Below are 4,037 nucleotides of genomic sequence, written 5' to 3'. Positions count from 1 at the left end.
ATGCGTTTCATGGGTGCGCTTTGCATGAGTGGTGATGCGGGTTTCTGCAAGGCTGAGTTTCCGGTTGCCCCGGTTAAGCTCGGAGCCTATGACAATCCATGGCGGCGGGCATCCTCGTGGTGCTCCCCGTTTTCTTTATCTGCATGGCGTGCAAGCGCCGTGCAGCCGTTCGCAGATGCAGGGAAGGCCGTGAGAACCGGCCACAGTGGCGCTGCGGTATCGGGTAACGACCCTCCATTCATGTCTGCGGACATGGAGCACAGCCAATCGGGAGCAATCCTTGGTGAAGGCGGAGGCGAGGAGCGGTGGTCAAACATCGCGCAAACCCGGAGTCCGAACATCTCGCTGCGAACACATCATCCGCCCCGCCATGTGGCGGTGCGCGGATGATTTCATCGAACCAATGAACACCCCAACGACATGTACCTCCAGAAACACTCTGGTCGCCGCCTCTGCGCAGCGATCACGGCGGCGCTCCTAGCCGCCATTCAAATCAGCGTGGCCCAGACGCCCGCGAAGAAACAGCAGAAGACACAAGACATCCCTGAAGTCGTCATCACCGCGACGATGTCTGAAACGGAATCCTGGCGCACCGCCAGCAGCGTCACGGTCATCGACCGGAAGAAGATCGAAGAGCAGCAGTACCGCTTTGCCATTGATGCCCTGCGCAATGTCCCCGGCGTGACCATCGCCACCAACGGTGTCCCCGGCAATGTGGCCACCGTGCTGACGCGTGGCACGACCACGAAGGACACCGCAGTGATGATTGATGGCAGGCCACTTCCAGCAAACCTCGCTGGTTCATTCAACCTCGAAACCATGACGCTGGACAATGTGGAGCGCATCGAAGTGCTGCGCGGTCCCGCTGCCAGTCTCTATGGGGGACGCACCATGGGCGGGGTGATCAACATCATCACCCGCAGTGGCAAAGGTTTGGAAAAACCGAAGACCACGGCTTTCTTTGAAACCGGCAGCTACGGCACCTTCCGCGAAGGCGTCAGCTCCATCGGTGCCATCGGCAAGCTGGACTGGGGCTTTGAAGCCAGCCGCACAGACATCGACGGGCAGCGCCAGAACGGCCAGTTCAGGCAGACCAGCCTCGCCGGCAAGGTGGGCTACCAGCTTGCCGACAGCCTGCGCTTTGATCTCGACACGCGCTACTACAACGCGCAGTCCGGCACGCCCGGGCCCTTCTATGCCGTGGATCCAGATGCCCAGGTGCTCTCTGAATTCTGGAGCATTTCGCCTCGGCTGGTGTGGAATACCAACGACCGCTGGACGCAGTCGCTGACCTTTTCGCACAGTCAGTTCCGACAGACGGCCACCGGCATGGGCGGCTTCTTAAGTCCTAACAACCGCACCAGTTCACGCACTGACTTCCTGGAGTACAAAAGCATCGTGAAGGTGACGGACAAATGGACGCTTACCGCAGGGGCGTGGTTTCAAGATCAAAAGATCAGCCGCTACAATGACACCGCGAGCATGCTGGACATCTCGCAGTCGCAGACAAACTATGCGCTGTTCCTGCAATCGCAGGCGGAGCTCTTCAAGGGCTTCAACCTCATCGGCGGTGTGCGCTACGACGAGTACTCTGACTTCAGCAACGCCTTCACCTGGCGCAGTGGCATCAGCTACCTGGTGCCGGTGGTGCATACCGTCCTGCATGCCAACTACGGCACGGCCTACACCCCGCCCACGCCGCAGGACCTGACGCCTGTCTTTGGCGGCAACCCCGACCTGCTCACTCCGGAGCGCAGCCGCAGCTATGAGTTCGGCATCACCCAGCCGCTGTTCCAGAACAAGCTGTCATTGCGCGCCACCTACTTTCACAATGACCTGCGCAACACCTACCAGTACCTGCCGCCGCTCTACATTCCCGTGGCTGTCGGCTCCGCCACCACGCAGGGCCTGGAGAGCGGCCTGGACTGGAATCCCTGCACGATGTTTGGCGTGAACCTGAGCTACACGTATCTGGAGGCCAATGACAATACGAACGCCGCCCGTCTGGTGCGGCGTCCGCGCCATTCCGTCTCTGGCGGCATCCGTTTCCAACCGGTGAAGGATGTGACGTTCAATCTCAGTGCCCTCTATGTGGCCGACCGCGAGGACTTTACCCCCACAGGCCAGAGCGACCTGGAGGACTATGTCAACGTACGGCTCTCGGCCAACTGGCGCGTGAACGATCACCTTGATCTGTTTGCCCGAGTGGAAAATCTGCTCGGTCAAAAGTTTCAGGAAAACTACGGCTTCCCCATCATGGGCACCGGCGCCTATGCCGGGCTGCGTTTGCGCTTTTGATCCACATGGTTGACACTGGGGCGTGAGCAGCCCACCGCCACGCCCCGAATCTCCTGCCGCACTGCGCGAACGTTTCATCCGTCGTGTCAGTGCGGACAGTCCTTTTTACCGGCTGTTCGACCACCTGCCGGACCTGGCCTTCTTTGCGAAGGACAGCGACTTCCGGTTCATGTGCGCGAGCCGCCGGTTCATGGACCGCTTCGGCATCACCGAAGAAGCCGGCATCGTCGGCAAAAACGACTTCGACCTCTTCCCTGCCCGCCTCGCGGAAAACTTCCGGCGGGATGACGAGGAAGTGCTGCGTACTGGCAAGGCGCAGCTCAACATCGTGGAGCTGTTCTTCACTGATCAGGGCCTGCCGGACTGGTTCGTCACCAACAAGCTGCCGCTGACCGATGCCAAAGGCCGCGTCATCGGCATCATGGGCACCGTGCAGAGCTTTGAGGGCAAAAAGCAGATGCTGCAGCCCTACCTGCAGATCGACCGCGCCCTCGCCTACATCCGCGACCACTTCCGCACCGGCGTCTCCATCACGGAGCTCGCGCAGATCGTCCACCTTTCGCCGCGCCAGCTGCACCGCAAATTTGTGGAGACCTTTGGTGCCAGCCCACAGGCCTTCATCATGAAGCTGCGCATCCAGGCCGCCTGCGAAGCCCTGCAACGCGAAGGGGCCAATATCTCAGATGTCGCCCGCGATCTGGGTTTCTGCGATCAAAGCGCCCTCACCCACCACTTCCACCGCCATATGGGCATGACCCCGCTCAAATACCTGCAGCAGTTCCGGCTGCGACGGGTGTAGGCGGGGACCATCTAGATCCCCGGTTCGGGGCGGTGGGAGAGCCGAAGGACGGATGGATCAGAATGATCGCTCTTCAGCCATGCAATTTCTGGTTGCTCCAATGCCGAAGCCCGCTTAAAGACTCCGCCCCACGATTTTCGCGCGATTAGCTCAGTGGTAGAGCATTGCCTTCACACGGCAAGGGTCGCAGGTTCGAACCCTGCATCGCGCACCATCTTAACAGCTCGCCACTCCGCGATTCGCTGCATTAAGTGATTAGCCCAAGCGCTCTGTAGCGGCTAATTCTGCGGGGTCAGTTCGAGGAACTAGGCCGGCGCGATACTGTTTTTTCTAAAACGAGCAATTCAAGTTTATTAAAATTTCCCCATTGTGCGATCTGGATTAGAAGACCAAGACAATCTTTTCCGAGCAATTGGTGCGGTGGTTGTAGCGTTTCAGCGAACAGAATTAGCGCTAACTGAACAGCTTGGAAGATTGCTGGGCATGAGACGCGAAGAAGAGCAGCGCATTCTCGGTGCGGCTATGAGCTTTGGGCAGAAGGTGGACCTTTTTGCCGCACTGCACCGAAAGAGCGCTAATTCCACAAAGGAAGAACTTTGTGGTGTCGCATGCAATTATCTCAAAGCCGCCGAAGAATTCAGAAATAACGTAGTTCACTCTGACTACTACGTAGTGGGAAGGACTGTGATTCGATGGGTTCAACAGAAGGCGAGCGTGAGAGGTTCCAAGGGATTACGTCTCCGCAAAAAGATAGTTAACATCCCATACATAGTCGATGGAGCAAAAACCATCATGTCGTTGTGGTTTGAAGCTACTTGTTTCGATTTGGTAGAACCTAAAGATTCAGACTTGCGTGCCAAACTCCAAGCCGCAACCGTTAAGCTCCAGCAGCGACCGGCTTCCTACAAAAAGCCATGAACGCGTCTATGCGCCAGCCTCA

General features: G+C 58.3%; 3 protein-coding genes, 1 tRNA gene and 1 riboswitch. All 4 genes read left to right on the top strand.

All coding sequences use genetic code 11. The features are described from left to right. Positions 1-140: 140 nt before the first annotated feature. Positions 141-365: riboswitch (cobalamin riboswitch) on the top strand. A gap of 55 nt (positions 366-420) precedes the next feature. The 4 genes from ACIREA_RS27950 (at position 421) to ACIREA_RS27935 (ending at position 4,015) form a co-directional block, all read left to right on the top strand. Further along, entirely contained in the window at positions 421-2,298 is a 1,878-nt protein-coding gene (locus ACIREA_RS27950) for a TonB-dependent receptor plug domain-containing protein (protein WP_397385606.1), read from the top strand. 22 nt (positions 2,299-2,320) lie between these two features. After that, positions 2,321-3,097 carry a helix-turn-helix domain-containing protein gene (locus tag ACIREA_RS27945; protein ID WP_397385605.1) on the top strand — a complete coding sequence of 259 codons (777 nt, stop codon included), beginning with the start codon at positions 2,321-2,323 and terminating at the stop codon, positions 3,095-3,097. A 139-nt stretch (positions 3,098-3,236) separates the two neighbouring features. Further along, a tRNA-Val gene (locus ACIREA_RS27940) sits at positions 3,237-3,311 on the top strand. A 269-nt stretch (positions 3,312-3,580) separates the two neighbouring features. Next, positions 3,581-4,015, top strand: a complete 435-nt coding sequence (locus ACIREA_RS27935) for a hypothetical protein (RefSeq protein ID WP_397385604.1) — start codon at positions 3,581-3,583, stop codon at positions 4,013-4,015. Positions 4,016-4,037 lie beyond the last annotated feature (22 nt).

The organism is Prosthecobacter sp. (genome assembly GCF_044373815.1).
Lineage (GTDB): Bacteria > Verrucomicrobiota > Verrucomicrobiia > Verrucomicrobiales > Verrucomicrobiaceae > Prosthecobacter.
Note: the sequence above shows the minus strand (reverse complement) of the source record. Positions and strands in the feature narration are given on the sequence as shown.

Excerpts from the sequence above, each read along its gene's own strand:
- ACIREA_RS27950 (WP_397385606.1), top strand. The coding sequence starts at position 421 with ATGTACCTCCAGAAACACTCTGGTCGCCGCCTCTGCGCAGCGATCACG.
- ACIREA_RS27935 (WP_397385604.1), top strand. The coding sequence starts at position 3,581 with ATGAGACGCGAAGAAGAGCAGCGCATTCTCGGTGCGGCTATGAGCTTT.